The 25835-nt window shown below is 56.4% G+C and carries 14 protein-coding genes and 4 pseudogenes; 12 read left to right on the top strand and 6 right to left on the bottom strand.

From position 1 onward, the window contains the following. Positions 1-318: 318 nt before the first annotated feature. Together DQG13_RS05640 and DQG13_RS05635 are read right to left on the bottom strand one after the other, a co-directional pair. Positions 319-1374 (bottom strand): HD-GYP domain-containing protein, encoded by a 1056-nt coding sequence (locus tag DQG13_RS05640; protein ID WP_181592597.1) that lies wholly within the window; start codon positions 1372-1374, stop codon positions 319-321. Positions 1375-1742: 368 nt separating this feature from the next. After that, entirely contained in the window at positions 1743-3314 is a 1572-nt protein-coding gene (locus DQG13_RS05635) for a ClC family H(+)/Cl(-) exchange transporter (protein ID WP_113018761.1), read from the bottom strand. A 251-nt stretch (positions 3315-3565) separates the two neighbouring features. Between DQG13_RS05635 and DQG13_RS05630 the strand changes: the two genes are divergently transcribed. From DQG13_RS05630 to DQG13_RS05610, 4 genes are all read left to right on the top strand, one after another. After that, a complete protein-coding gene (locus tag DQG13_RS05630; protein WP_181592596.1) occupies positions 3566-5308 on the top strand; it encodes a methyl-accepting chemotaxis protein in 1743 nt (580 codons plus the stop codon). Positions 5309-5775: 467 nt separating this feature from the next. After that, the gene (locus tag DQG13_RS05620) at positions 5776-7044 is read left to right on the top strand and encodes a DNA polymerase IV (RefSeq protein WP_113018758.1); all 1269 of its coding nucleotides are present in this window, start codon (positions 5776-5778) and stop codon (positions 7042-7044) included. Between the two features lie 35 nt (positions 7045-7079). Next, positions 7080-7505, top strand: coding sequence for a YhjD family protein (locus DQG13_RS05615; protein WP_258525473.1), 426 nt, complete (start codon positions 7080-7082; stop codon positions 7503-7505). A 131-nt stretch (positions 7506-7636) separates the two neighbouring features. After that, complete coding sequence (locus tag DQG13_RS05610; RefSeq protein ID WP_113018756.1) at positions 7637-9730, top strand: beta-galactosidase; 2094 nt, start codon at positions 7637-7639, stop codon at positions 9728-9730. 140 nt (positions 9731-9870) lie between these two features. Here the strand turns inward: DQG13_RS05610 and DQG13_RS05605 are convergent, their stop codons facing one another. From DQG13_RS05605 to DQG13_RS05590, 4 genes are all read right to left on the bottom strand, one after another. Next, on the bottom strand, positions 9871-11352 hold the full coding sequence (locus DQG13_RS05605; RefSeq protein WP_113018755.1) for an ABC transporter substrate-binding protein: 1482 nt from the start codon (positions 11350-11352) through the stop codon (positions 9871-9873). A gap of 38 nt (positions 11353-11390) precedes the next feature. Continuing rightward, positions 11391-12296 (bottom strand): carbohydrate ABC transporter permease, encoded by a 906-nt coding sequence (locus tag DQG13_RS05600; RefSeq protein ID WP_309472220.1) that lies wholly within the window; start codon positions 12294-12296, stop codon positions 11391-11393. Between the two features lie 22 nt (positions 12297-12318). Further along, positions 12319-13287 carry an ABC transporter permease gene (locus tag DQG13_RS05595; RefSeq protein ID WP_113018753.1) on the bottom strand — a complete coding sequence of 323 codons (969 nt, stop codon included), beginning with the start codon at positions 13285-13287 and terminating at the stop codon, positions 12319-12321. A gap of 191 nt (positions 13288-13478) precedes the next feature. After that, entirely contained in the window at positions 13479-15815 is a 2337-nt protein-coding gene (locus DQG13_RS05590; protein ID WP_181592595.1) for a helix-turn-helix domain-containing protein, read from the bottom strand. A 280-nt stretch (positions 15816-16095) separates the two neighbouring features. Here DQG13_RS05590 and DQG13_RS30665 point away from each other — a divergent pair. From DQG13_RS30665 to DQG13_RS05560, 8 genes and pseudogenes are all read left to right on the top strand, one after another. Continuing rightward, positions 16096-18471: pseudogene (locus tag DQG13_RS30665) on the top strand (right-handed parallel beta-helix repeat-containing protein); the annotation flags it as partial. 69 nt (positions 18472-18540) lie between these two features. Continuing rightward, positions 18541-18822 (top strand): annotated as a pseudogene (locus DQG13_RS32015) (fibronectin type III domain-containing protein); the annotation flags it as partial. Beyond that, positions 18799-19329 carry a PA14 domain-containing protein gene (locus DQG13_RS32010; RefSeq protein WP_258525481.1) on the top strand — a complete coding sequence of 177 codons (531 nt, stop codon included), beginning with the start codon at positions 18799-18801 and terminating at the stop codon, positions 19327-19329. The pseudogene DQG13_RS32015 and the gene DQG13_RS32010, both read left to right, overlap by 24 nt. Beyond that, a pseudogene (locus DQG13_RS05570) lies at positions 19326-21530 on the top strand (glycosyl hydrolase family 28-related protein); the annotation flags it as partial. The gene DQG13_RS32010 and the pseudogene DQG13_RS05570, both read left to right, overlap by 4 nt. Next, a pseudogene (locus DQG13_RS32005) lies at positions 21507-22580 on the top strand (NPCBM/NEW2 domain-containing protein); the annotation flags it as partial. The pseudogenes DQG13_RS05570 and DQG13_RS32005, both read left to right, overlap by 24 nt. Further along, positions 22566-23072, top strand: coding sequence for a PA14 domain-containing protein (locus tag DQG13_RS31795; protein WP_397333939.1), 507 nt, complete (start codon positions 22566-22568; stop codon positions 23070-23072). The pseudogene DQG13_RS32005 and the gene DQG13_RS31795, both read left to right, overlap by 15 nt. A gap of 198 nt (positions 23073-23270) precedes the next feature. Beyond that, the gene (locus DQG13_RS05565; protein ID WP_113018831.1) at positions 23271-25040 is read left to right on the top strand and encodes a glycoside hydrolase family 2 protein; all 1770 of its coding nucleotides are present in this window, start codon (positions 23271-23273) and stop codon (positions 25038-25040) included. Positions 25041-25078: 38 nt separating this feature from the next. After that, the gene (locus tag DQG13_RS05560) at positions 25079-25819 is read left to right on the top strand and encodes a sugar phosphate isomerase/epimerase family protein (protein WP_113018750.1); all 741 of its coding nucleotides are present in this window, start codon (positions 25079-25081) and stop codon (positions 25817-25819) included. The last annotated feature ends 16 nt before the right edge of the window (positions 25820-25835 follow it).

Raw genomic sequence — 25835 nt, 5'->3', positions numbered from 1 at the left:
TTTGAAATCTAACGAATCGTAGTATCGTTATTTGGCCGAGTTTGCGCCGAAATCCGTTCAAACCGGCGAATAACGCGATATAGATTCGTTAGATTTTTTATCGTGCCCGTTTTTGCGAAATAGCGTGAGACAGATTCGTTAGCCAGACGGTATTCCATCAAGAGCACCAAGGGGCTAAAGGGGGTCATTGAGAAAAAAACGTTTAGTGACGGGTATGTGTGTAAACAGAAATAAAACATGATTCAAAGCAAAAAAGCCCCTTCTGCATACATGCGGTTGGGGCTTTTGGCTGGGCAGCAAGGAGGGGCAATAGCCTCCTCACCCCACGACTTCCTGAATCTTCACGTCCTGCGCCTTGCTCAGGTCCATAAACTCGCTATTCTCCAGCACGATCAGCGGTTGGGTGGGATAGTTGACGTTGGTCAGCAGGATTTTTCCCCGGCGGCCGTCGGAGAGAATCACGTCGCAGCCGTTTTGCCGGGACAGGATCAAGTCCAGGAAGGTAAAGCCGATAACCGAGTCCAGCCGGTTTTCAATAATCTGCTGGTGGATTTCATTGACGGCGTCAAAAAAGGTGAACGCCGGCCGGTGGGGGCGGTCTGAGGTCAAGGCCATGTAAACATCGGCCAAGGCCACAATTTTGCTTAACCGGTCGATCTGATCCCCCTTCAGGGCGTTGGGATAGCCGCTGCCGTTTTCCCGTTCATGATGCTGCAGGGCAACAGAGGCGATCCGCGGGTCCACGCCGGATTTGGTTAACAGCTCGTATCCCAGCACGGTGTGCTGCTTCATAATGGCGTAGTCATGGGTATCGAATCTCGCGGGTTTGTTAATCAGTGAGGAGGGCAGCTGGACGGAGCCGATATCGTACAGGATGGCGGCGGTGGACAAAAGGGCCAGCTCTTTCTCTTCCATTTGCAGCCGTTTGCCCAGAGCCGTTGCCATGACAGCCACGCCCAGGATTTGCTTGTACCGGTAATCTCCCTGGTTCTTCAGCTCGAAGAACACTTGAAATACATTGTAGCGCAGGGCGGTTTCGCGGATGTAGGGCAATACCTTCTCCTCCACCTCTTCAAGAGGAACAACGCTGTTTTGATGAACGAAGAAGTCGATGTGGTTCAGATGCTCTCCCGCCAGCCTTGCTTTTTCCCGGGAGTCGGCCTCTTTTTCGCCGCGGCCGCCTTCCTGCCCTGCCCGGCGCAATTCCACTTTTACTGCCTCCACATCTGCGGCCTTAACCTTGAAGTTGGCAAGCTTCTCAATATGGCTTGGCCGAAGGATGGTTCCTTCGCCGATAAGCAGGGTCCCTTTGGCATCGTAAATATTGGCTGTCAGTTGTTTCCCGATCAACTCTTCGTACTCTTTGGCCGGCATTTCGCATACCTCCCGAGGTTCTATGTATTTAGGCTTATAAATCCGGGATTCGGATGTGTGCTGCAGCATAAAAGCATGAAAAATTTTCGGTATAACGGACAGCTTTCATTAGATGAAAATGAAAAATGAATCGGGAGTAGCATAAGCTTCCATCCGCAGAAGGGACTTTCCGTGAGGATAGCACTAGATGCCAGTGCCGGCTGGGTATTTCTCCCTTGGGGAAAAAGCCCCTGCCAGCCAAGCGGCCGCTGCCGGACCGATGAGGAAAGAGGCCGTTGGAGATTGTCCAACGGCCTGCTGCCACCCCTTTGTTATGCCGGTGTTGTTTCCGCCTCCTCAGCCAGTACGGTTCTGTTTCTTCCATTGGTTCAGCTAAATTTGCTGGCAGCCTGGCCCGCCAGAGTGGACTCTACCTGGCTTGCCGTATCCTCATCGGCCAGCACCACCAGGGAATCCCCCGAGGCTATACGGGTGGAGCCCGTGGGGATCACTTCGCTGCTCCCCTTCTGGATGCCCACCACCAGACAGCGGTCCGGCCAGCGGATATCCCGGATGCGCTTGCGGTCCATAGGCGAGCCGGGATGGACGGCAATCTCCAGCAGTACCTTATGCTTCTCCTCCGCTGTGTAGCCGGGAACGCCTTTGTTGGAAAGATACCGATGCAGGAGCAGCTCATAAACGGGTTTGGAGCCCAGGGCGTCCGCTGTCACGTAAGCGGCCAGGCAAACCAGTCCCATGGATAACAGATTGGAAAATGAACCGGTCATTTCCGTCAGCAGAATAATACCGGTCATGGGGGCCTTCACAACTGCGGCAAAAAAACCGGCCATGGCCAGGATAATGAAATTGGCGGCATAGAAGGACTCCGCTCCCGTCGCCATTCCCCATGCCTTGGAGTACACAAGGCCAATCAGCGCCCCCAAAGCCAGCATGGGCAGGAATATTCCGCCAGGCGCCGAGGAGCCGTAGCTGATCATGGTAAACAAGTATTTTGCAGCCAGGATCACCGCCAGGATCAACAGCGGCCGGTTGTCCGTAAGCAGACTGTTGACCAGATGGTTTCCGCCTCCCAGCACCTGGGGCAGCACAAGACCCAGGCAGCCTGCAACCAGAAAGGGGAGGATCATGCGAAGCTCCAAGGGAAGCTTCAGGCGTTTGTAAACATCCTGGGCTTTGCACAGGCTGACATTAAACAGCAGTCCGGCAAAGCCGAGGATAATCCCCAACACGATCAGATGTCCGTATTCGGCCAGAGGAATAGCCGATATTCCGCGAAATTCAAAAATGGGCTGCAAGCCGAAAAATTCCTTGGAGACCATATCCGCAACAATGGATGAGGCCAGAGCGGTAATCATAATGACGGGAGAGAAGCTGTTGTGCAGCTCCTCCAGGGCGAAAACGGCGCCGGCAATGGGGGCGTTGAAGGCGGCAGCCAAACCGGCGCTGGCGCCGCAGGTTATCAGGAAATGCTCGGTTACTTTGGGCTTGTGCAGAAGCTTGCTGAACCCCATGCCGATGGCCGAGCCAATCTGGATGGAGGGCCCCTCCCTGCCCAGGGAGAGTCCCGCGCCGATGCTTAGAGCCCCTCCGGCAAACTTGGCCAGCACCGTTTTCCACCAGTTCATGGCCAGCTTGCGCTGGAGAATCCCTTTGACCTGGGGAATGCCGCTGCCCGATACAATGGGGTTCCGCCCGACAATCCGTCCCGTCAGCCAGCCGCACAATGCCAGAACCACGAACCAAAGGGGGATATACCAGGGCCTCTCCCTTAAATAGCCGTAGACCTGCAGGGAGAATTCCAGAGACAATTCAATCACGTAGCGGTAAAGCACAACAACAATGCCAGCCGCCAGGCCGACGCCGAGACCAAGAGCGATTAAGCGAAATTTCGTCCCGTGCCAGAAGTGCAGGATGCCCCGCGCACTGTTTTCTTCATTCATGGCGAACGCTCCTTATCCGGTATGATATAAACAAAACGTTAATCAGTATACCATACATTGATGCCGCATGAGGCTAATCCGGGTAAAGTTCGCGGTGTTGTCAAGATTGGGGATGGCGGGGTGGGGATGGCCGGGATTTTGCCGGCCAGAGGCAAGCTGCAGAGCAGCCATTGCAGATGTCCCCTAATAAACGGGAATCATTCTTCCGATATAAGTCAGGCACCGTATCTGTATGTGGAGGCCTGATGACCATGACAAAATTGCTTTCCATCCGCGTTCGACTGATCCTGCTTCTTTTGATTCCCTCTCTTTTGTACGCAGCCACAAGCTTTTACTTGCTCGGCGAGAATCAAAAGGACACGGACAGCCTGACTACCTCACTTTATGATGTAACCAATAAAAGCACTTCACTGGTGCTGAATGCCGACCGTGATATGTATCAGGCCCTGACTGCTTATCAGCTGCTGGCGTCCGGAGCCTTGACCGCTGACGAGCGGACCAGGGAGCTGGCGGTCCTCCAGGAGAACATTGAACAGACCAATAACCGGATCAGGCAGGCAGCCGAAATTATGGGCAGCCATAATCTGCTGGCGGAGAGCCACAGCGGCACTCGGCAGTCTGTGGAACAAAATCTCGCCGGTTTTCATACCCGGTTTGACCAATGGGCGGCAATGGTTGGCGGTGCGGTCCAATCCGCCCGGCTCCAGAGCGACGCCGCCAATGACGCCAAGCAGTTGGCGGCCTTCGAGGAAGGCCGGGAGCGGCTGAATGAAATCGGCGAAATTCTCGACGAGTATGCCCGCACCGGCATGGAAACCATCCGCGGGCAGAATGAAGCGGCCGCCCGCACAGTTTATATCTGCGTGGGGATTGCCGTAGTGGTTCTGCTGGGGGCAGGTCTGGGCGTCATCCGGCATATTATGACCACCATCCGCAGAATTGCCGCCATTACCCGGAATGTGGCGGCAGGGGATCTCCGCCATGAGCCGAAAACCCGGTACGCCCGCGATGAATTGGGGCAGATCACCCAATCGGTGGATGCCATGGTGGCTAAAATGAAGGAGCTGATCGGGGTAATCGCCGCCAACACCCAGTTTGTGCAGGATGCTTCCAGCGAATTGTCCGGCTCCTCCAAGGAATCCGCCGCGGCCGCGGAGCATGTTGCCGCCAGCATCCAGGAAATGACCGAGGATGTGGAGACGCAAGCCAGAGGCAGTGTGGAGACGGGCAAAGTGGTGGAGGAAATGTCCGTGGGGATTCAGCGGGTGGCCGGAAACGCCAGTGTTATAGCCGAGCAGTCCTCTCTGACCTCGCACCATGCCCAGAACGGCAACCGGCTGCTGGAACAGCTTCAGCAGCAGATATCCAATATTCTGCAGGCGGTGAACCAGCTGTCGGACAGTGTGCTGGCCCTGTCGCGGAAGTCGGACCAAATCGGAGAAATTGCCGACAGCATCACCACCTTCGCCAACCAGACAAACCTGCTGTCCCTGAACGCTTCCATCGAGGCCGCCCGGGCCGGCGAGCACGGAAGAGGCTTCAGCGTGGTGGCCAACGAAATCCGCAAGCTGGCCAGCCAATCCATCGAATCCGCCGACGGCATTAACGGGCTGATTCAGGAAACCCGTCAGGAGATCGGCCGGGTCTCCGGCGCCATGGATACTACGAAGGAGGAAGCGGGAGCAGGCTCCCGGATGATGCAGGAGGTCAGCGCCAGCTTCCAGACCATTCTCCAGTCGGTCCAGGAGATGGTGGCCCAAATCCACGCAACCTCCGCCATTGCCCAGGAAATGTCGGCCAGCTCGGAGGAAATTTCCGCTACCATGGAAACCTCTGTTGCCGGTTCCGGGCATATCCTGACGAAGTCTCAAGGGATAGCCGCCGCCACAGAGGAGCAGCTGGCCATGATGGAAAACATCTCCGCCGCCTCCGAGGAATTGATGGCCGTTGTCAAGATCCTGAACGATTCTGTCGCCTATTTCAAAATCGCCTAGTCCAACGAGGCTGTCCGAAAAGTCAAATGGGAGAAACGCTAACGAATCCAGGTATCGCTATTTGACTATAGGTGAGCCTGTTTGAAATCTAACGAATCGTAGTATTGCTATTTGTCCGAATTTGCGCCGAAATGCGTTCAAACCGGCGAATAACGCGATATAGATTCGTTAGATTTTTTTTCATGCCCGTTTTTGCGAAATAGCGTGAGACAGATTCGTTAGCCAGATTCTGCTTGCCCTCAGACGTATGCTTCCGAAGCGGGTTTTCTTGCAGAAACCCTTTTACCACCTCCCGCTCTTTTCTGCCCAATATGGATTCACCTTGGCGTACTTTTCGGACAGCCCCTTTTATTCTTGGGTGTATTTTCCTCTTGCATACGAATATGCGTTCGTGTATATAATAAGAACATATATTCTCTATCCGAAGCAGAAGCTGCATTGCGGAAATTGGGGAGGCGAACATCATTATGCAACAAGCAGCCGGAGACCGCACTATATTCCTCATTGACGCCCAATCCTTCTATGCCAGCGTAGAAAAGGCCGGAAGGCCCGAGCTGGCTAACCGCCCTGTAGCCATTGGCGATCCCGAGCGCCCGTCAGGGATTATTCTGGCCGCATGCCACATCGCCAAAAAGCAGGGTGTGACCACGGCGGAACGGATTAACCATGCCCGGAGCAAATGCCCCGAGCTGGTGGTGATCCGTCCCCGGATGCAACGGTACATCCAGGCTTCCCTGCTGCTCACCGGTATCTTCGAATGCTACACGGACCAGGTGGAGCCGTATTCCATCGACGAGCAGTTTTTGGACGTAACGGGGTCTTTGGCTCTATTTGGCTCCGTCGAGTCCTTGGCCCGGGAGATCCAGACCCGCATCCTGCTGTCCACAGGCGTGTGGTGCCGGGTGGGAATCGGCCCGACGAAGATTTTGGCCAAGATGGCCACGGACAACTTCGCCAAACGCAACCGGTCAGGGCTGTTCCGGCTGGACGCCGCCAACCTGGAGGAGGCCCTTTGGCCTCTGCCGGTCCAGCACATGTTTATGACCGCCTCCCGGATGACTCGGCATTTTATGCGGATGGGCCTCCCTTTGATCGGGGATATCGCCCGTTTGGAGCTGGCGGATTTCAAGCGCCGGCTGCGGAGCGAAATGGGCAAACAAAGCGATATCCAGGCGGAGTATTACTGGCAGACGGCCAGGGGCATCGATCCGAGCCCTGTGGTGGCCAGCATCCGCAAGCCGTTGAAGGCCATCAGCCACGGCAAGGCGCTGCGGGCCAGCCTCTACAGGAACAGGGAGAATATCGAGGTGGTGCTTCTGGAGCTGGCTGTGGAGGTCTGCCGCAGGGCCCGGCGGTGTGGACAGATGGGGCGGGTCATCGTGGTAGGCGCGGTGGAGACGGACGGGGAGCGGGATGGCGGATTTCACCGGCAGATGACGCTGCCACAGCCCACCTCGCTGACCCACGAAACGGCGGCGGCGGTTCTGGCGCTGTTCCGGCGGCATTGGGGCGGTCTGCCGGTGACAAGGCTCATGGTGATGCTCACGGACCTGTCGCCGGATGATACGGATCAATTGACGCTGTTCGCCGACCGCGCCCGCCTGTACCGGCTGGAGCAGACGCTGGACTCCATCAAGGACCAATACGGCAGCGCCGCCATTGTGCGCGCCTCCTCCTTTTTGGACAGCGGAGTAGCCCGGGAGCGGGCGCAGCAGATCGGGGGCCATTACCGATGAGCCGGCTGGACGGAAATGAAAGGTGGAATTCGAAGATGCTGTTGACCGAGCATCAGGAGCAGTATGACCGGCACCATGAGCCGGCGGGGAACCGGCCTACCGCCGAGGAGTTTACCCTTGTGCGGGATTCGGTGGTGCTTAAGAACATGCAGATTATGGTGGAGCGCAGCCTGGAGGAAATCGGCCTGTCCTCCCATCTGTTCAAGAAGCTGTATACCGCTGTCACCCAACAGGTGCTGAACCGGATCAGCCGGGAGCTGTATGCCCTGCAGCGGGAGATGAAAAAGCGGAATCTGAAGATGACAACCGACGAGCAGGCGGATAACGTGCTGTATTACCGCTTCATCTGCAGAGGCTACGAGGACCGCTTCGGGATCATGCGGGAGGCTCTGCGGGCGGAGATCAGCGTCCGGTTGGGCGCCATGGTCACCGAGCTGCTGTCGGAGCTCAAACAGAAGTAGCCCTCCGGACAGTTATTCTCCAAATTCATAGCCGTCCATTAACGGATCGCACCAATCGACAGTAGTTCTTCCGCTGCCGCTCCCCTTAAACTGGAGGTGTCAACATGCAACCTGAAGGGAGATAAGGGAGGATGGACGAAAAGCAAGATTTGGCCCGCTTTAAACCGGCGGGCCTTCTGCACGGCGCGGACTACAGCCCGGAGCAGTGGCTGGACGAACCGGACGTGCTGAAGGAGGATGTCCGGCTCATGCAGCAGGCGTCCTGCAATGTGATGGCCGTGGGCATCTTCGCCTGGTCGGCGCTGGAGCGGGAGGAGGGGGTCTTCACCTTCGGCTGGCTTGATGAGACCTTGGACCGGCTGGCGGCGGGCGGCCTGAGGGTTTGGCTGGCTACGCCCAGCGGGGCCCGGCCTCCGTGGCTTGCGGCCCAATACCCTGAAGTGATGAGGGTGGGCCCGGACCGGGTGCGCCGGCTCTTCGGCATCCGCCACAACCATTGCTGCACCTCACCGGTATACCGGCAAAAGGTGGCGGAAATCAACGGGCGGCTGGCGGAGCGGTATGCCCGGCATCCGGCGGTGCTGGGCTGGCATGTGTCCAACGAATACGGCGGGGAATGCCATTGCGATCTGTGCCAGGACGCGTTCCGCCATTGGCTGCAGGCCCGCTACGGCTCCCTGGATGCCCTCAACAAAGCCTGGTGGACCGCCTTCTGGTCCCGCACCTACACGGACTGGCGGCAGATCGAATCCCTGGCTCCCCACGGCGAGCACATCCTCCACGGAATGAACCTGGACTGGCGGCGGTTTGTGACCGACAGCACCGTGGACTTCTGCCTGCACGAAATCGCGCCGCTGCGCCAAGCCAATCCGGAGCTGCCTGTCACCACCAACATGATGGGGCTGTATGACGGCCTGGATTACCGACGGTTTGCGCCGCATTTGGACGTTCTATCCTGGGATTCCTACCCCGCCTGGCATGAAAAAACGGATGACAGCGAAGCGGCGCTGGCCGTTTCCTTCCAGCATGACCTGTTCCGCTCCATGAAGGGCAGGCCTTTTGTGCTGATGGAAAGCACCCCCAGCACCACCAACTGGCAGCCCGCCAGCAAGCTCAAGCGGCCAGGTATGCACCGCTTGTCCTCCCTCCAGGCGGTGGCCCACGGCGCCGACGCGGTGCAGTATTTTCAGTGGCGCAAAAGCCGGGGCGCCAGCGAGAAATTCCACGGCGCTGTTGTGGACCACGCCGGCCGGGATGACACCCGGGTGTTCCGCGAGGTGGCGGAGCTGGGCTCTGCTCTGAAGCGGCTGACGGCGGTGGCGGGGGCCGGGACAAAGGCGGAGGCCGCCATCCTGTTCGATTGGGACAACAAGTGGGCGGTGGAGAACGCCCAGGGTCCCCGCAACGGCGGCTTGCACTACGAGGAGACGCTGTATGCCCACTACCGTCCGTTCTGGCAGCATGGTGTGGCAGTGGATGTGGCGGGAGCCGACGCCGATTTCTCGGCTTACCGGCTGATTGTGGCGCCTATGCTCTACCTGTGCCGGGAGGAGACGGCGGCGAAGCTGGAGCGCTTCGTTGAGACTGGCGGCGTGCTGGTGGTCACCTATTGGTCGGGCATTGTCGATGCTTCCGATCTTTGTTACACGGGAGGCTTTCCCGGCCCTCTGCGGAAGCTCCTTGGCGTATGGGCGGAGGAGATCGACGGGTTGCAGGACGGGGAAGCCAACACGGTTTCGCTGCTGGACGGCAACGGTCTGGGGCTCTCCGGCGAATACGCCTGCTCCGAGCTGTGCGAGCGGATTCACCCGGAAGGGGCGGAGACGCTGGCCGTCTATAAAGAGGATTTCTATGCGGGTATGCCGGTGCTGACGGTGAACCGGCGGGGACAAGGCAGCGCATATTATCTGGCCGCCCGTATGGAGGAGGCCTTTCACGAGGCATTTTATGCCGCGCTGATGAATACTGCCGGACTGCGCCGCGCCATCGGCAACCGCCTGCCCGACGGCGTTACCGCCCAGGTACGCGCCAACGGGGCGGAGGAATACGTCTTCCTGCTGAACTTCAACAAGGAAAAGCGCCGCGTGACCCTGGCGGGTCCTGCCTGCCGCGACGTGGAGACGGGACTAGAAGTGGAAGCGGGATTGTTCTGGCTGGACGGCTATGAGGCCCGGGTGCTCAGCCGGCCCCGCCGGTTAACGGGGAGCATGCCGGATATGCCATAATGACAGATCACCGTCAAAACATGTTTCCTGCAAAAACAACCCCCAGCCTTGTTTCCAAGGTTGGGGGTTTGCTGCAACTGCCAAAGGCAGCATCGATTCGTCAGCGCTTCGCGGAGGGGACCGCCAGGCAGCGGAGCCGATTACTTCAAGTTCTGCGTCTTCAGCCAGGCATCCAACTGCTTTTGCTGCTCGGCAATGAATTTGTCGATGCCGGCATTTTTCTGGGCTTCGATATATTTGGGCAAATATACGTTGGGATCGACGGAGCCGGATTGCAGCGCCTTGGCAAATTCCTGGGTTACCGCGGTGAGATTGGCCATCTCGGTTTTGACCGGCTCGTTATTGAATTTATAGCCGAACACCGGCGGGCGTTTGGCCGACATGTTAAGCTCCTGTGTTTTGGTCCAGGTGTCAGGAGCCTGGCCCTCCTTCAGGAAGCTGATCAGCGAATTGCCCATCACCCAGGCTTCCGCACTGTAGCCGCTTTTCTCGATTTTCTTGATCGTATTCTTGCTTACCACTTGGTAGTGCTTTCCTTCAATTCCATAGGACAGCAGGTTCATCAGGTCCGGCTCGGTATTGATCAGCTCCAGCAATTGAAGCGCTTTCTCGGGATGCTTCGATTTGCGGTTGATTGCCGTCATGGTGTCCAATACACCGGTAAATTCCGGCTCGGAAATACGGACATAAACCACTTCGTTGTTCCCGAATTTGGCGAATTCCTCCACCTCTCCGCCGGGCTTCATCACCGTATCCCAGCCTACGGCCACCTTTCCTGTTTTACGCAAATCCGGCAATGTGGTCAATGTGGCATCATCGGTATAAATATAGCCCTTCTCATACCAGCGGCGCTGGCGTTCAATGAACGACTTGTATTCCGGCGTTTCCACCGTATTGACAATCTTGTAATTGGGATCATTGACGCGGAAGCCCTCCCTGGCAAAGCCCCAAAGCTTGCCGTAGTCGAACATGTTGGTGGAGCCGGCAATGGGGATAATCCCCGGTTCGTTGTCCTTGATGACTTGGAGCACCGGCTCAATATCGTCCTGGGTTTTGATTTTGGAGACATCGATGTTGTATTTGTCAATGAACCGCTTCTGGATGATAAAGCCCTCCGCTTTGGCGGCAACCTGGTAGTTGGGAACCGCCCACACCTTGCCTGCGATCATGGTATCCGTCCAGGCAAGCTCGGGCATGGCCGCTTTAAGCTTGGGGGTTTTCTCCAAGAGCGCATCCAGATCAAGATAAGCCCCCTTCAGCACGCGGTTGGTATAATCGCCCCCGCCCCATCTTGCCGTCCACGCCAGGTCGAAATTTTCACCGGCAGCCAGCATAGTGTTCATTTTCTGTCCATATGCCGACTCAATTATAGGCATCAGTTTGACAGTGGCGTTGATTTTTGGCTGGATATACGCATTGACGGCATTTTGTACCGCCGGAAGATCGGTAGGCATCTCATAAACGATATAGTACCAGGTAAGCTCTACCGGTTTTTCTTCCGCTTGGGAAGACGAGGCGGGGGAGGGACTATTGCCGCCTTCCCGGGTACAAGCGCTTGCAGTCAGCATCACGGCCAGACAGAGCATAATGGTGCGGATCATAGAAAAACTCCATTTTTTCATCTAATGACCTCCCTTAAGGAATCAGTGCTTTATACAGGTCAGCCCTTTAAGGAACCGACGGTTAAGCCTTGTACGAAATACCGCTGGAACATGGGGAAAATAAACATCATCGGTCCCACCGCCAGAATAGCCATGGCCATACGGGCGGACAAAGTGGGGAAGTTGCTTGTATCCACATCAACGAAACGGACAAAGTCGCTGTTGGAGGTTAAGTAGTTAATATTCTCCATCATGCGTACAAGCAGAAGCTGGATGGGGACAAGCTTTTCATTATTGATGTAGAGAAGCGCCGGAAACCAGGAATTCCAATAACCGAAGGAAATGAACAGCCCAAGCGTAGCCAGAGCCGGTGTGGAAAGCGGCAGGATGATCGTAAAGAATATCCGCAGCTCTCTGGCCCCGTCCACCTTGGCCGACTCGATGATTTCCGGAGGAAGCTTGACCAGGAAGCCGCGCATAATGAGAATATTGAAGGGACTGACGAGAGTGGGGACAATCAGCACCCAGATGGTGTCGCTGAGATGCAGATATTGTGTAATCAAGATATAGGAAGGCACCAAACCGCCATTGAACAGCATGGTAAAAAAGATAAAGAAGGTGGCATATGGGCCATAAGCAAAATTCCGGCGGGATATGACGTATCCCAGCATGGCTGTAATCAAGAGAGCCAGGATGGTGCCGCAAACGGTAACAAAGGCCGTAACCCCGTAGGCCCGCAGCAAAACCAGCGGAGACTGGAAAATATAGCTGTAGGCCTTGGTTGTAAACACCTTGGGAATAAAGCTGTACCCAAACTCTGTAATGGCGGTTTCTTCCGTGAAGGAAACGGCAATAACAAGCAGAAGCGGTGCAATCATGCAGACGGCAAGCATGATGAACAACGCGTGAATAAAGAATTCTACCGGCTTGAAGGATTTCTTTTGATGACCGGCGGATGCGTTCACAGGTATCCTCCTTTCTGGAAATCTACCAAAGCGAGTTTTCATCATTGATTTTTCGGACGACGGAGTTGGCTGCCACTACCAGCACCAACCCTACAAAGGATTGGAACAGTCCAACTGCGGAGGACATGCCGATATCGCCCAGATCAATTAACGCCCGGTAGACATACGTATCGATGATGTCGGTGGTGGGGAAGGTAAGCCCCGAATTTTGCGGGATGAAATAATGAAGCCCGAAATCGCCGCGGAAGATATTGCCCACTGACAAAATAATCAGCACCGCGATTAAGGAGGAAATCATCGGAATCGTGATGCGCGTCGCCATTTGCCACCTGCTGGCTCCGTCCATCCGGGCGGCCTCATAATATTCCTGATTAATTCCAACAATTCCGGCGAAATACACCAGTGTGGAAAAGCCGATATTTTTCCATAGCTGCACCACATTCAGAATATACGGCCACACCTTGGCTTCCAGGTACCACTTATGCTGGGCAATTCCGAAAACATCCAGGGCGCGGTTTAAAAATCCCAGCTGGTGGTCCAAAAAGGCATAAGTCAAATAGCTGACGACGACCCAGGACAGAAAGTAAGGGATGAAGAGCGGAGTCTGGTAAACCTTCAGCCATTTCTTTCCGATCTCATTGAGCAGAATGGCCAGCGCCAGCGCAGAGAAGGTTGTCAGGATCAAATAGCCGGATTCGTACAGCAGAGTATTTCTTGTAATCCGCCAGGCATGGTTGGATACAAAGAAAAACTCGAAGTTTTTGAAGCCGACCCATTCGCTTCCCCAAATCCCCAGATCGTACCGGAAATCCTTAAAGGCAATAACAACTCCGAACATGGGCAGATATGCGAAGATAAAAAGCAGCAGCCCACCCGGCAGAAACAAGAACAGCAGCTCGCCGTTTTGCTTGATCCGGGTCCAATGGGACTTCTTCTTGACCAGAGGCTTTTTGTTGATCAGGGATTTCTTCTTGACTATCAATTCGGGCATGATAAAATGATCACCTCCTGTCCTTTGCATGTTCCGCATTACACTCCGATCATGTCACAGGGCCGCCGCCGGGCGCTACTGTGATTACCGCCAATCGGTCATAATGCGACTATGTAATTTGCGACTCGCTGCACTTCAGAAAAAATCGCTATGGTCTCTCCTTCCCGGGGAGGATCAAAGCGATGGTTCATTCATTTCATATTGTTTTTGAGGCGGTATTCCTTGGGGGTTACGCCGAATTTTTTCTTGAAGAGCTTGAAGAAGGTGCTTTCATTGGAATAGCCTACAAGCTCCATAATCTCCTTGATGCTGTAGCTCTTCGTTTCCAGATAATGAAGGGCGCTGTTCAGTCTTACTTCATTAATATATTCGCCCACGGACATCATCTCGCTTTGCCTGAACATGCGGCCGATGTAGGCCGGGGTCATTCTGAGCATGGAGGCGACGCTTTGCAGGCTGTAGCCCATGTCGGTGTAGTTCAGCTCGATGGCTTCCTTGATGGCATCAATGAGAACGTCGTTTTTGTCCTGCTCCGAATGCTTCAGCTGATCATGAATGTCCCGGCAGGTCTGAAGCAGCAGCTCCAGAATGTCGGCCATGGTTTCCTGCTCCAGGACGCGCTGGCTTAAGGTGCTCAAGTCCATCCGGAGAGTCGTCACACGATTTTTGTTCAGCTCGCGCACGGTGGTTTTGATGATATCCACCACATGCAGCAGCCCGTGCACAATATGGTCGTAATGGTAGGCGGATATATAATGCAGCAATTGTCCAACGGCGCTTTCCATAAGGGCGGGATCATTGGTTTTGATGCCCTCCGCCAGCTTTTTGTCAAGCTCTGCCGGACCGATATACTCCAATTGCTCCATGTTGGAGGCCACCAGCTCGGGGGTTATCAAGGCTTTTCTGCCAAACAGCAGCTTGTAGGTGGAGACCTGCAATGCTCTGCTGTAGGATAAGGCAATATTTTCGTATCCCTCGAAGGTCCCGCTAATGGCAATGGATAAGCTTAGCTTGTAGTACCGCCAGACAATTTCCTGGATGGTTTCCATTAGCTTAGACAGTTCTGCGCCTTGGGCATTCTCTGCAGAAATACCGCTGACCAGCAGAACCAGATGATCGTTGCGGGTGTCAACCGTCTCGCATTGGAAGGAATGGGCAGTTATCGTTTCCTCGGCAATATTGGAAATGGCAAAGCTGTACATGGCTTTTTCCCGCGGAGAGGTATTTTCGGCAAATTTGCGGTAATCATCGATCTTGACCACAGCGACAAGAAAGCCTCCCTGAAGATCCAGGCGCAGCCCGTTTTGCCGGATGCACTCCATCCATTCATCGGCGGAAAGCAAGGAGCTGTCCAGCAGCAGTCTTCTCATATGATAGTTTTTGGTTATTCCTCGCTGTCTGTTCTGCTCATATAAGGCATCGCCCAGCTTTTTTGCCATGGAGCTGTATACGTTGCTCACGTAGGCGAGCTCATCCTGTTCCGGCTGTGCCAATGAATCATCCTGCTCCGAATGGCTGCGGATTTGCTTCAGCATGGTATCTACCGGCCTGTAGAGCTTGTGGGAAATGAAAATGGATGCGGCAATGGACAGGGCAAAGAAGCACAGAATGACCAGAACGGAGGTCACTCTCATCTCATAGATGCCGCCCAGTACGGCATTGTAGGGCTGGATGCTCACCACTTTCCAATGGTTGATGCCCATATTCAAAAAACTGATCACATATTTTTTCCCATCAATCTGACGGGAGAAAAAGCTGAAGCTTTCCTGCCCGCTGTCGTTTTTATCCGCAATGGATTGGCGCAGCAGATTCAATTCCGGGATGTTTTCCTGGTTCCCCGAAATAATAATCTGACCGGCTTCATCGATAATGAACACGCTGGATTGCTGGGGAGCGGCGAAGTCGTTGACAATTTTCAGATTGTCGAAGATCCACTGCGGCTTAATATTCAAGACAAGAACGCTTTCATTTTCATTGTCATCATAATAAGACTCGTACATGATATAGGAAAAAAAATCAACGCTATGCGCCCCGCCGCTAAAATTCATCGGAATCAGCTCCATGCGCGGCTGCTTCTCCTTGGATTTCAAAAGATGGACCAGCTGGTCCAGGGGCGGATTGCTTCCGGAGCTGTAAGAAAGCTGCCCTGCCGTATAGGCCTTGCCGTTGTGGCCGTTATAAATCAGAATGGAATGCAGAAAGGATGAAGAGATATAGCTTTTTTGCAGCCGTTGGGTGGAGCGGATGACATCCATATCGCCCGGGTTGAGCATCAGCGGAGCGATTTCCATATCCGAATAAAGGGTCACCGCCAAATTGTTGATGATCTCATTCATGTAGGACAGGTTGCGGTTGATTTGGTTCATTACCTTGCGGTTGGCCTCTTCCTGCATGTGCAGCACCCGGGTTTCCGAGCTGTAGTGAAGCACGGTGGATGAGAAAAGCAGGATTATGACGATGATGCATGAGATGGACAGCAGAATGCGCAGCAAATATTTTTTGGATTTGTAGTTTTCGAGTACCTTCACATCCATCCCTCCCCCACCTTAAAGAATGCCATAGAATCGGATGCTGCTCTACTGTTTTTTTTGCGGAAAGCTTTGATTTGCGAACGGAAGCCCGCCGGAATGCAGCAATTGATAAAACAGACAGCGGCTAACACAGTATTTTACATAAAATGCAGTCTTGTCCTCACGCCGCTTCTGTTACGATGTAAAGGGACAGAGCCGGACGGGCTGTCGGGAAGGAGGAGGCGCGTTCTGCGCGGATTGACGAAAAGCCGCAATTTTAATCAAGGGAGATGAAGCAATGATGGGAAAGGGCAACAAAAGAAGGCCGGGCTTATCTGGGATCCTGCTGTTTATGATGCTGTTCTTAACCGTGTTTCCCGCATCTGGAGTATTTGCCGCTACCTTGGATGTAACCGCTTACGGGGCGAATGGAGGTGATGCCAATGACGATGCGGCAGCCATTAACAGCGCTATCAATGCCGCGGCTTCGGGGGATACCGTGCATGTGCCCGCAGGCACCTATTATGTTTCCGGCTCCATTATCCTCAAGTCGGGAGTCAAGCTGGAAGGGCAAGGCCGGGATGTCACGGTCATCAAGTTCAATGGGACCTCGGATGCACCCATTATCAATCTCACCGGCAAAAGCGATGTTGAGATTACCGGGCTTACCCTGGACGGGAACGGCAGCCCCCATGTAACCAGAGGCATTGTGGGCGAGCCTGCCCCCGGCGCCAGCATCCACCATAACCGGATTCGGGGATTGGCCCAGACAACCGGTTTTGGCCCCTTCGGGATTCTGTTCTCCGGCTCGGACGATGTGGAAATCACCGACAACGACTTTCAGGATATCGGTGTGAACTCGGTATGGGGCGGGGCCATCCGGGTGGGCTGGGGTTCGGATCATCCGCAGATTCTGCGCAATACCATTGCCAATACCGGCCGCGGCGGCATTTTCCTGAACGATGGCCTGACCGGGGCGGTGATCCGGGAAAATATGATTACCGGCTCCGGCAAGCACAGCCACGGGCTGTCCATTGAACTTCATACCGGGGTGAACGAATCGGTCGTTGAGGACAATATGGTGGATCATTGGATCAGTGTAGTCATCTCGGACTACAACGCCATCCGCCGCAATACGGTGCGGGCCACGGACGGCACCTACAAGTCGTACGGGCTGGAAATTTCCTCAGGCAATTCCGTGGTGACGGACAACTGGGTGGACGGCGGCCAGCACCTGGGGATTTCCTCCTCGCCCGCCCGGGATTATACCTTCTATGGCTACAACCGGATCGAGAACATGATTCAGTGGGGAATGCAGTTCCAGGGAGTCAGCTCCTCTGTGCTGAACAATCATCAATATTTCTACAGGAATCAATTCCTGAATACGGATAAGGACAACATCCTGGCCGTTTACGGCGATTATGCCGGATACGGGGTCAGACTGCATGGCTATTCCACCAATATCACCTTCGACAGCAACGTAATCAGCGGCAACGAACGGTACGGCATCAATATTACGGACACCCTTCCCGGTATAGACAAAATTAGCTTCATTAATAATACGATTACCAATAACGGTCTGGAGACCATCGATTATTATCCGCCAAGCGCCGGGCATTTGGAATGGAGCGGCAATACGGTTTCCGGCAACGGTACGGACATCCAGCTCACCTCCCGCGGCTTTGGCAACCAGAAGCCCGCCGCAAGCTTTACGGGGCCCTCCTCCCTCCAGCTGGGGCAAACGGCCTCCTTCACCAACACCTCCACCGATGCCGACGGCACGCTCTCCCATTACCTGTGGGATTTCGGCGAGGGCATCCCTGTTACGGAAGTGAACTCCACCCACATGTATCAAAAGCCCGGAACCTACCGGGTTACGCTGATGGCCACGGATAATGAGGGAAGATCAAGCATTACAGAGCAGCTGGTCTATGTATATGAAGGAGCTCCGGATACGGAAGCGCCGTCGGCTCCCACCGGACTGGCCTCTCCCTGGAAGACGGATACCGCTGTTGGGCTGGTTTGGAATCCGTCAACGGATAATTTCGCTGTGGCGGGATATGACGTTTATGCCAACGGCAATCTCATCGGCTTCACCGGCGCAGCCGTCACCTCCTATACGGCGGCAGGTCTGCTGCCGGAGACCGCTTACAGCTTCACGGTGAAGGCAAGGGATGCGGCCCAGAATGTTTCCGCCGCCAGCAATACACTCACCGTTACAACCAACGAGCCTCCGGGAGGCGGCACAGGGAGCATCATCCGCGAATATTGGAGCAATGTTCCCGGCACCGTCATGTCCTCCATACCGGTCCAGACTGCGCCAACCGGCACCCAGATTCTGACCAGCCTGGAGGGACCCTCCAACTGGGGGGACAACTACGGGGCGCGGATTCGCGGGTATATTACCCCGGATATCACCGGGGCCTATACCTTCCGCATCGCCAGCGACGACAAAAGCGAGCTGTGGCTCAGCAGCAGCGATAATCCCGCGGGCAAGGCGCTGATCGCCAGTGTGGGCGACTGGACCAATCCCCGGGAATGGAACAAGTACCCTTCGCAGCAGTCCTCCCCGGTTACCTTGACGGGCGGCCAAGCCTATTATGTGGAGGTGCTGCACAAGGAAGGGCACAGCGGGGACCATGTTGCCGTGGGCTGGACGGGACCGGGCATCGAGTCCATTGCCGTTGTCTCAGGGGGCTATCTGACCCCGTATGACGGCGGGAGCGGCAATCCCGATCCAGGGGACACCCAGCCGCCTACAGCGCCGGGGAATTTGACCTCGCCGTCGAAGACCAGCAGCAGCGTCAGCCTGAGCTGGACGGCCTCCACGGACAATGTGGGAGTAACGGGCTATAACGTCTACCAGGGCGGAGTGCTGGCAGGAAGTACGGCAGGCACCACCTATACGGTAACAGGGTTAACCGCCAGTACGGCCTACAGCTTTACGGTGAAGGCCAAGGATGCGGCCAACAATGAATCGGCGGCCAGCAATACGCTGAATGTGACCACGGATGCCGATGGCGGCGTTGGCGGAGGCACGGGCAGTATCGTGCGGGAATATTGGACGGGAGTGGGAGGCGAAACCATCGCGGACATTCCTCTGGGCACACCGCCTACCGGAACCTCCATTCTTACCAGCCTGGAGGGGCCGTCCAACTTCGCCAACAGCTACGCCACCCGCATCCGGGGGTATATTACGCCCACAGTGACGGGGGATTACACCTTCTATATTGCCAGCGACAACGCCGGGGAGCTGTGGCTCAGCACAGACAGCAATCCGGAGAATAAATCGCGGATCGCGTATGTCTCCACCTGGTCGGGCTACCGGGAATGGACAGGGAATGCCACGCAGAAGTCGGCGGTCATCCATCTGACGGCGGGGCAGGCCTATTACGTGGAGGTGCTGCACAAGGAAAAGTCGGGCAGCGACCATTTGTCCGTGGGCTGGACGGGACCGGGCATTTCTGCGGTTACGGTGATTGACGGCAGCTATTTATCTATCTATCCAATTGAAGGAGTTGGAAATGAATGAGGAATGTGATCAGGAAGATTTGCTCATTGCCCATGCTGCTTGCCCTGGTGCTGGCGCTTCCGGTGCTTCCGGCGGCTGCAGTCCAGGCGGCCGCCACTCATGATGTCACCCTGTACGGCGCCAACGGCAGCGATTCGGCGGATGACCGGGCGTCCATTCAAAGCGCCATCAATGCCGCTTCTGCAGGCGATACGGTTTATTTCCCCGCAGGCACCTATTATATTTCCAATAAGCTGATGGGCAAGTCGGGGGTCAGGCTTCAGGGCGAGGCCCGGAATACCACCATCATCAAAGCGGCGACCGGAGGCGGATCGCAATTCGCCGGGGTGAAGGTGGAGGCCACCATGCTGAATCTGAACAACATCAGCAACATGGCCATTACCGAGCTGACCTTTGACGCCAACAGCAATAACGCTGTCACCTCCGCCATTTGGGGGGAACCGGGCATCGGGCACAAAATCAGCCGCATCCGGGTGAGGGATATTACCCAGTCCACGGGCTTCGGCCCCTTCGGCGTGTTCTTCTCCGGCACGCCGGATGTGGACATTATCGACAGCGAGTTCACCAACATCGGCACCCAATCCATGTGGGGAGGGGCCATCCGTGTAGGCTGGGGCTCCCACAATGCGAAAATTTTAAACAATACGATCCATAATATGGGCCGCGGCGGCATCTTCGTCAACGACGGCTCCACCGGGGCTGTGATTAAACACAACGTCATTTCCGGCTCGTCCGATTTTATAACGGGCTATGGCTTCGGCATCGAGGTTCACACGGATTGCAACTATGCCATTATCGAGGACAATGTGATGGATCATTGGCTGAGCGTCGTCCGCTCCCAGTACACCTCCATCCGCCGCAACTACGTGGGCACCAGCAACGGCACCTACAAATCCTATGGCCTGGAGGTGTCGGCGGCCCCGACCATTGTAACGGATAATGTGGTGGATGGCGGCCAGCATAACGGCATTTCCATGTCGCCGGGCAACGGGCACCATATTTTTGCCTACAATACCATCCAGAATATGATTCAATGGGGCATGCAGCTCCACGGGGATGGCACTCCAGCGCCCAACCAGTACCTGTACTTCTACAAGAATGTGTGGAAGAACACGGACAAGGACAACCCCACCGCTGTTTATCCCGGCACGGCGGGCAACGCCATCCGGATCAACGGCAAAACCACGGACACCACCTTTGACAGCAATCAGATCATCAACAATGACCGCTTGGGGATTCAGATTACCGGGGCGGCGGGAGTGGACCGCTTGAGCTTCGTGAACAACACCATTACCGGCAACGGCAGCTTGTCCGTGGACCCCTATCCGGCTGCCGCCCAGGATCTGGAATGGAGCGGGAACACAGTCAGTGGCAATGGCTCCAATGTGCAGCTGACCTCCCGGGGCTTCAGCAATGCCAAGCCCACCGCCAGCTTTATTGCCAGCAGGCAGATTGTGCCCCTGGGGCAGGCGGTCACCTTCACCAATACCTCCACCGACCCGGACGGCTCCATTGCGCATACCCTGTGGGATTTCGGAGAGGGAGTACCCAACACCTCGGCCAGTCCCACCTACACCTATGAGAATCCCGGCACATACAAGGTCAAGCTGCTGGTAACCGACAATGGCGGCAGAATGCATCTGGCGGAGCAAACCATCGTGGTGGATGCCGGTCCTCCGGATACACAGGCTCCCACGGCTCCCACGGGCCTGGCCTTGCTGGCAAAAACGGACACCACTGTGCGGATGTCCTGGAATCCCTCCACCGATAATGTGGGCGTGGCGGGATACAACATTTACAAAAACGGGGTGCTGGACGGCGCCGTCAGCGGAGCCGGAGCTGTGGAATATCTGGCGGTAGGGCTTGCTCCCAATACTGCCTACAGCTTCACCGTCAAGGCGAAGGACGGAACAGGCAATCTGTCGGCTGCAAGCAATACGCTGAATGTCACCACCAACGCGCCGGATACGGAGCCTCCGACTGCACCGGCCAATCTGGCGCTGTCCTATAAGACGGACACGACGGCCAAATTGACCTGGGGGGCTTCCACGGATAACGTTGGGGTAACGGGTTATGATGTGTTCCGGAACGGGGCATTGGCAGGCTCCACCTTGGGCGTCGGGGCTACGGAATTTCTGGCAACCGGCCTGACGGTGGGGAGCACCTACAGCTTTACGGTGAAAGCCAAGGATGTAAAAAATAATTTGTCCGCAGCGAGCAATGCGTTAAGCGTCACCACCTATGCCCTCCAGGAGATCACCTATGCCAGCGATTTGGCCTGGGTGTCCGCCACTGCCGGCTTTGGCGCGGTGCGCCAGGACAAAAGCTCCAGCGGCAATCCCATCCGGCTGGACGGAGTAACCTACAGCAAGGGGATCGGCACCCATGCCAACTCGGACATTGTGTATCAGCTGAACGGCAATTACGCCAGGTTCGTCTCCGATGTGGGAGTGGACGACAATGTGACCCATGCCAATGCCTCCATCGTTTTCCAGGTATGGGCCGACGGCACGCTCCTTTTTGACAGCGGGGTGATGAATGCTTTATCAGCCACTCAGACGGTGGATGTTCCCGTTACCGGCGTCAATCAATTGAAGCTGACGGTTACCGACAGCGGCAACGGCAACAGCTACGACCACGCGGATTGGGCGGGAGCCAGATTCACCCCGTCGGGCAGCGGCAATCCGAATCCGGGAGACACCCAGCCGCCCACGGCGCCGGGGAATCTGACCTCGCCGTCGAAGACCAGTGTGAGCGTCAGCCTGAGCTGGACGGCATCTACGGACAATGTGGGGGTCACGGGCTACAACGTCTATAAGGGCGGCGTGCTGGCAGGAAGCACGGTTGGCACAACCTATACGGTAACGGGGTTAACCGCCAGTACCGCCTACAGCTTTACGGTAAAGGCCAAGGATGCGGCCAACAATGAATCGGCCGCCAGCAATACGCTGAATGTGACCACGGATGCTCCTCCGGCGGACACCCAGCCGCCTACGGCGCCGGGGAATTTGACTTCGCCGTCGAAGACCGGCAGCAGCGTCAGCCTGAGCTGGACGGCCTCCACGGACAATGTGGGAGTAACGGGCTATAACGTCTACCAGGGCGGAGTGCTGGCAGGAAGTACGGCAGCTACCACCTACACAGTAACGGGGTTAACCGCCAGTACGGGCTACAGCTTCACGGTAAAGGCCAAGGATGCGGCTAACAATGAATCGGCGGCTAGCAATACGCTGAATGTGACCACGGATGCTGATGGGGGCGTTGGCGGCGGCACGGGCAGTATAGTGCGGGAATACTGGACGGGAGTGGGCGGCGAGACCATCGCCGACATTCCTCTGGGCACACCGCCCACCGGAACCTCCATTCTCACCAGCCTGGAGGGACCCTCCAACTTTGCCAACAGCTACGCCACCCGCATCCGGGGGTATATTACGCCCACGGTGACAGGGGATTACACCTTCTATATTGCCAGCGACAACGCCGGGGAGCTGTGGCTCAGCACAGACAGCAATCCGGAGAATAAATCGCGGATCGCGTATGTCTCCACCTGGTCGGGCTACCGGGAATGGACAGGGAATGCCACGCAGAAGTCGGCGGTCATCCATCTGACGGCGGGGCAGGCCTATTACGTGGAGGTGCTGCACAAGGAGAAATCGGGCAGCGACCACCTGTCGGTAGGCTGGACCGGACCGGGGATTTCCGCGGTGACGGTGATTGACGGCAGCTATTTATCTCCCTATTAATCCTCCCGGAGGGCTTGCCTGCGGCCGTTTGACGGCTGCGGTGCAGGCCCTTTTTCGGACTGCGGGGGAAATATGCAGCTTTTCGTGAAAAATACAGTGGCAAATGCATTCATGTGCGGAACCTGCAGTATGCACCGCAGGCTGCCCGTGGCATGCTTAACCCGGGAGCGGCTGAAGGAGTCCAAAGGAAAGGGGCGGATGAGCCTGCCACAGTGGAGAGCGGATTATCCCCGTCCGCAATTTGTGCGGAGCGGTTGGCTGAACTTAAACGGAACATGGGAATTTGAATTTGACGATGAGGACGCGGGGGAACGGGAGGGGTGGTATCTTGCGCCGAAGGGGCTGTCCCGAAGCATTCAGGTGCCCTTCTGCTTCCAGAGTCCGCTAAGCGGCATCGGTACCAATGAGTTCCATGATATTGTCTGGTACCGCAGGCGTGTGGAGCTGCCGCCCGAATTTGCCGGCAAGCGGGCGCTGCTGCATTTCGGGGCGGTGGATTATTCCGCCAAGGTATGGGTGAACGGGCAGCTTGCGGCGGTTCATGAGGGCGGGCACACGCCTTTTTGGGCGGATGTGACCGGGCTTCTGAGAGCCGGCGGCCTCCCCAATGACATTGTGGTGCGGGCCCGGGATTACAGCCGGGATGTCCGGCTGCCGAGGGGCAAGCAGTATTGGCTGGAGCAGCCGGCCTCCGTGTTCTATTCCCGCACCACCGGCATCTGGCAAACGGTCTGGATGGAGCCGGTGGCAGAAACACGGATCGATCACGTCAGATTCACGCCAGATATTGACGCCAATGAAATCCGCATTCAAACTGCGGTGTCTGGCCATGAGGCGGTACAGGGGCGGCTCAAGCTGAAGCTGTCGGTCAGCCTGGAGGGCTGTCCCGTGGCAGAGGATACCCTGGAAATCCGGGAGGCCGTCACGGCCAGGCGGATTTGGCTTACCGACTATAACGATATGGGAAAAGGGAGATGGTGGACGCCGGAAAATCCGGTCCTGTACGATATAGAGCTGACCTTGTGGGCGGATGATATGCTATTGGACCGGGTGTATAGCTATTTTGGCATGCGGAAAATTTCGGTGGAGGACGGCAGGGTCTGTCTCAACAACCGCCCCTATTATATGAAGCTGGTGTTGGACCAGGGCTATTATCCCGACGGCATTCTGACGCCTCCAGACGGCGAGGCCGTCCGCCGGGATGCGGAGTTGGCCAAGGCCATGGGCTTTAACGGCGTGCGCAAGCACCAGAAGATCGAGGACCCCCGGTATGCCTACTGGTGTGACCGGACCGGCCTTCTTCTTTGGGGGGAGATGCCCAATGCCTATGCCTATTCGGAGGACTATGTCCACCGCATGACAAGGGAATGGCAGGAGGTTCTGGAGCGGGACTACAACCATCCCTGCATCGCGGTGTGGGTGCCGCTGAACGAAAGCTGGGGCGTGCCCGGCATTGCAGTGGATCAGGCCCAGCAGCACCATGCCCTGGCCATGTACCATTTGACCAAGTGTCTGGATCCCATCCGGCTGGTGGTCTCCAATGACGGATGGGAGCATGTGAAGTCGGATATTTGCACCATCCATGATTATGCTTCAAACGGGGAGACGCTGGGGACCCGGTACGGCAGCTTGGCTTGCGTGAAAGCAAGACCCTGCAACCGGCCGGTTTATGCGCCGGGCTATTCCTACAACGGCGAGCCGATTCTGGTATCGGAGTTCGGCGGCATCCGCTACAGCCCCGACGCCGCCGGAGGCTGGGGCTATTCGGAAGCGGACAGTGAGGAGCAGTTTCTGCGGCGCTATATGGAGCTGACCCATTCCCTGCTGCAAGCGCCCGCGCTGCAAGGCTATTGCTATACGCAGCTGACGGATGTGCAGCAGGAGAAGAACGGGCTGTTGACGGAGGACCGCCGGCCCAAGGCGCCGCTGGAGTCCATCCGGAAAATTAATCAGGGACTGACGCCGTAAGAGCGGCCGTCCCATGGGCAGAGGAAGGGGAGATTACCGTGAAAATCGGCATTGCGGATTACGGGATGAATGTTTGGGACGGGGGCGCCTGCTTTGATCTGGAGGAGCGCCTGCGGCAATTGAAGGCCATCGGCTATGAGGGCATCGAACGGCTGACGGCGTTCAGCGGGGAGCAGGCGCTGCAATCGGCGGCGCTGATGAGAAGGCTGGGGATGGGCTTTGGCACGGTGAGGGGCCCCAGCCCGGAGCTGTCCATCCAATGGACGGCCGCCCTTGGCAAGGATTATGTCTGGACCCATGTGGACGGCCGGGATTTCACCGCATTCTGCCGGCAGGTGCGCATCCAGTCCGCCGCCTGCCGCCGGTGGGGCCTGCATGTGGCGCTTCATAATCATATGGGCACTCCTGTGGAAACCCAGGAGCAGCTGGAGGAATTTCTGCGGGAATGCCCGGACAGCAGGCTGGTGCTGGATACCGCCCATCTGGCGGCCATGGGCGGCGACGCGGTGGAGATTGCCGGTAAATATGCAGACCGGCTGGCCGTGCTTCACCTGAAGGATTGGCTGGAGACGAATCCCGAATCCCCCGATTGGACCAAACGCGGGCGGTTCTGCGGCCTAAACCGCGGCAATATCGGCTTGGACAATGGCGCCGTTCTGAAGGAGGCGGCCAAACGCAGCTTTGACGGATGGGTGTTTGTGGAGCATGATACCCATTTGCAGGAGCCTCTTACGGATCTGGAATGGAGCCGGCAGGTTGTGCGGGAGGCCGGGTATTAGGGAGGCCAGGAGGCGG

Origin of the sequence: Paenibacillus sp. YN15, from assembly GCF_003285005.1 — a bacterium.
GTDB lineage: Bacteria > Bacillota > Bacilli > Paenibacillales > NBRC-103111 > Paenibacillus_AR.
The sequence above is the reverse complement of the archived record's forward strand: the minus strand, read 5'-3'. Positions and strand labels throughout refer to the sequence as shown.